This is a genomic window from Allobosea sp. (assembly GCF_030694325.1).
In the GTDB taxonomy this organism is placed as follows: Bacteria; Pseudomonadota; Alphaproteobacteria; order Rhizobiales; family Beijerinckiaceae; genus Allobosea.
Genome location: NZ_JAUXYO010000222.1, coordinates 1 through 4,018, shown reverse-complemented (window position 1 = coordinate 4,018; position 4,018 = coordinate 1). Strand labels below are relative to the sequence as shown.

At 69.8% G+C, this 4,018-nt stretch carries 4 protein-coding genes; 3 read left to right on the top strand and 1 reads right to left on the bottom strand.

Going from position 1 to position 4,018, the window contains the following annotated elements:
• Positions 1-1,082: caspase family protein (locus Q8M82_RS14780; RefSeq protein WP_305692100.1), on the bottom strand; the 1,082-nt coding region annotated here is incomplete at its 3' end.
• 173 nt (positions 1,083-1,255) lie between these two features.
• Here Q8M82_RS14780 and Q8M82_RS14775 point away from each other — a divergent pair.
• From Q8M82_RS14775 to Q8M82_RS14765, 3 genes are all read left to right on the top strand, one after another.
• Entirely contained in the window at positions 1,256-2,524 is a 1,269-nt protein-coding gene (locus tag Q8M82_RS14775) for a DUF4399 domain-containing protein (RefSeq protein ID WP_305692099.1), read from the top strand.
• Positions 2,521-2,973 carry a DUF4399 domain-containing protein gene (locus Q8M82_RS14770; protein WP_305692098.1) on the top strand — a complete coding sequence of 151 codons (453 nt, stop codon included), beginning with the start codon at positions 2,521-2,523 and terminating at the stop codon, positions 2,971-2,973. Before Q8M82_RS14775 ends, Q8M82_RS14770 begins: the two co-directional genes overlap by 4 nt.
• Positions 2,974-3,021: 48 nt before the next feature.
• The coding region (locus Q8M82_RS14765) for a caspase family protein (protein WP_305692097.1) at positions 3,022-4,018 on the top strand (997 nt) is incomplete at its 3' end.

Sequence of the window (4,018 nt, the reverse complement as noted above, 5' to 3'; positions counted from 1 at the left end):
GCGGCGGTGCCGGGCGGCGGCGCGATCGTCAGCGAGGCCTCGGTCTGGCGCTTGGCGAGGTCGGTCGCCGCCTGCTGGCGCACCCGCTCCGCCCGCTCGACACGCTCCATCAGGGCGCGCTCGCGTGCGGCGAAGTCGCGGGCGAGCCGGTCGCGCTCCTTCGCCTCATCGGCCCGGCGCTCGAGGAGATCGAGCCGCGTGCGCGCGTCGATGGTGAAGAAGCTGGTCGGATAGCGGCGGACGAAGTCGTGATAGACGGCCGGGTCTTCGCTGGTGCGGATCCGCCCCCAGACGTCGCTGTCGGTCTCGGATCGGTTCAGGTAGAAATCGCCGAGCAGCGAGAGCGACAACTCCGGCGTCTGACGGCCGTTGGTGGCATCATAGACGCTCTTCTGGACGCGCCGGAACAAGGTCGCGACCTCGACGCCCGGCTGGTCGATCTCGCGCACCAGCGCGGCCGTGAAGGGGCTGTTGCGATCGCTCCCGTCGGCGGCGACGTCGTTGGCCTGCGTGGCATAGGCGATCACCATGCCCTGCGCCCGCGCGACGGGGGCGAGCCCGGTGCCGACGGCAAAGCTGCGCGTGCCCTGGCGCTTGGCGAGATGGGTCACGAACGGGTTGTTGCGGCAGGCATCGAGCACCATGATTTTGACGCCGCGCGAGAAGTTCAGCGCCGTCACCACGTCGTTGAGCCGCGTCGTCTCGTACTGGACGCCGATTTCGTCCTCGACCCGCGCCTCGACCGGCACGAGATAGTTCTCGCCGTTGAACTGCAGCCCGTGCCCGGCATAGTAGAACATCGCGGCGTCAGCATCCTGCGCCAGGCGCGCGAACCGGGTCACAGCCTGGTCCATGCCGCGCTTGTCGAGATCGACGCCGTCGACAACCTCGAAGCCGACCTTGCGAAGCGCGGCCACCATGTCACGCGCGTCGTTGATCGTGTTGGGCAGGACGGGCGCGTTGGCATAGCTCGAATTGCCGATCACCAGCGCGACGCGACGCTCCGTCGCCGCCGTCGCGGGCAGCGCCAGCAGCAGCAATGCGAGGCCCATCAGCAGCGGCAGTCTGGCGATCGCGATCATGAGGTCCTTCCTGAACGCAATCTAGCGGAGCGACCGCCGAAAATCCAGACGGCGAGGCGGTGCCGTCCCGGATCAGTGGCACGCAAACCGTTGAGGAAAAGGCTATTCGGCTTGCCCGAAGACGCCACCGCTGGTAGATTCTCGAGGCTGGAAGAGCGAGGGGAACAGGCCCGGTGTACAGGGTTCGGCTCGGCATCATGTCGGTGCTCCTGACGCTGGCCGTCATCGCGACCGCATTCGCCCCTCCCGCATCTGCCCAGGAGGCGGCCCGGCAGCGGAGCAAGGCCCCGGCCGACGCCCGGCTCGATTTTGTCGACATTGCCGATGGTGCGCGCCTGCCGGGCAAATTCCTGGTCCGTTTTGCGCTCTCGGGCATGGAAGTCGTCCCCGCCGGGCAGCGGCAACCCAATGCCGGCCACCACCATATCCTGATCGACACCGAGCTGCCGCCGCTCGACCAGCCGATCCCGAGCGATTTCAACCACCTCCATCTCGGCAGCGGCCAGACCGAGATCGAGGTCGTGTTGCCGGCCGGCCGCCACACGCTGCAGCTGCTCTTCGCCGATCACGATCACGTGCCCCATGATCCCCCGGTGATGTCGCGCCGCATCACCGTCGAGGTCCTCGACGAGCCGCAGGAAAAGGCGCGTGTCGCGGCAGCCCCCGGCGCCCGGGTCTTCTTCGTCGACCTCGTCGACGGGGCGACGATCCCGACACGCTCGATCATCCGCTTCGGCACGGAGGGCGTGGCCCTGTCGCCGGCCGGAACACCGCGCCCCAATGGCGGCCACCACCACCTGCTGATCGACACCGAGCTGCCGCCGCTCGACCACGAGATTCCCAGCGACTTCAACCACGTCCATTTCGGCCGCGGCCAGACCGAGGCCGAGATCACGCTGCCGCCGGGCGAACACACGCTGCAGCTGCTGCTCGGCGACCACGACCATGTTCCCCATGATCCGCCCGTGATGTCGCCACGCATCCGGGTGCGCGTCGTCGAGGGCGACCAGCTGGCCTCCGTGAGGCAGCCAACGGCCCGGCCTGACGGCAAGCCCGCGCCGACACCCGCCCCGCCGGACGCGGCCGTCTATTTCGTCTACCCGCGCAACGGCGACGTGATCTTCCCGAACACCACGGTCCGCTTTGGTCTGCGCAACATGGGCGTGGCGCCCGCCGGCGTCGCCAAGCCCAATACCGGGCACCACCATCTGATCGTCAATGCGCCCACCCCGCCGCTCGACGAGGCGATTCCCGCCGATCTCAACCACATCCATCTTGGCGGCGGACAGACCGAGCGCCGCATCACCCTGCCCCGCGGCGAACACACGCTGCAGCTGATCTTCACCGACGAGAACCATGTGCCGCATGATCCGCCGATCCTGTCGGAGCGCATCCGGGTGACGGTGGCGCCCGGCGGCAGACGCCCGGAGAAGCGGCGATGACCCTTTGCCGCCGAACCCACCGGGGCCTCGCCACCCTGCTGGCCGCAAGTGCCGTGATCGCGGCGCTGCCGGCGCTTGCGCAGTCCGGCTCGGGCCGAAAGCCCGCACCCAAGGGGGCGGAGGTCTATTTCCATTATCCGCTGGACGGGTTGCGCGTGCCGGAGCGCTTCACGGTGCGGATGGGACTCAAGGAGATGGGCCTCGCCCCCGCGGGCACGGAATGGCCCGCCACCGGCCATCACCATCTCCTGATCAACACCGAGCCCGGCCCGGCCGACCAGCCCATCCCCGCAGACTACAACAACATCCATCTCGGCAACGGCCAGAGCGAGGTGGTGGTGACGCTGCCCAAGGGCCGCCACACCTTGCAGCTCCTGCTGGGAGACCATAATCACGTTCCGCATGATCCTCCCGTGATGTCGCGCAAGATCACGGTCTATGTGCGCTGAGACGGCGCGATGCGGTCGGGAGGATTCGGGAGGCAGATGAGGAACCGCATGTCCTGGTTGCGCGGCCTGGCTCTGGCGGTCTGCGTTTCGCTGCTGTCGGCCGCACCGGCCTTCGCCCAGTCTGGCGAGCCGGGGGCGCCACGCGTCGGCCTCGTCATCGGCAATGGCGCCTACCCCGTTTCGCCCGTGGCCGGCGCGACGGCCGATGCCCGCGCCGTAGCCGAGGCGCTGCGCGAGGGCGGCTTCGACGTCGTCACGGCGGAAGACGCCAGCGGCCCCGCCCTGCAGGACGCGATCGCCGCCTTCTCCGCGAGGCTGCGCCGTGGCGCCCAGGCGGTGGTGTTCTATGCCGGTCATGCCGTGCAGCAGCGCGGGCGCAACTTCCTCGTGCCGGTCGATCCGCGCCTGCGCTCCTCGGCCGAGATCGGGCAGGCGGCGGTCGATCTCGATCTGCTCCTCGACGCACTGATCGTGGCGCGGCCGGCCAGCGCCCTCGTCCTTCTCGATGCCAGCCGGGACAATCCCTGGCAGGCGGACCTCTCCGGCCCGTCCAAGGGGCTCCTCGCGATCGACCGGATGGAGGCGATCGGCGTCATGTTCACCACGGCGCCCGGCCGCACCCAGCCCGATCGCGGCAACCCCGCCGTGGACGAATGGGTCAAGGCGATCCGCACGCCCGGGCTCGACATGCAGGCGGCCCTCGCCCGCACCCGCGAGGCCGTGGCGAGGCAGACGCGCCGCGCCCAGCAGATCTGGACCTCCTCCGAGCCGCCGGCGGGCCTCATCGTCACGCCGGTCGCCCGCCCGGCCCAGATCGCGCAGACCAACCGAGCCGTCATCCCGCTGCCGCCGCCGGAATCGCCTGCGGCCCGGCAGGACGCCTACGAACTCTCCTTCTGGGAATCGATCCGCTCCAGCGAGAACCCGGCCGAGTACCGCGCCTATCTCAACGCCTATCCGGACGGGCGCTTCGCCGGGCTCGCCCGCACTCGCGAGCAGCAATTCGCGGCGCGCCAGAATGCCTCCGCGCCGCCGCCCGCGGCAG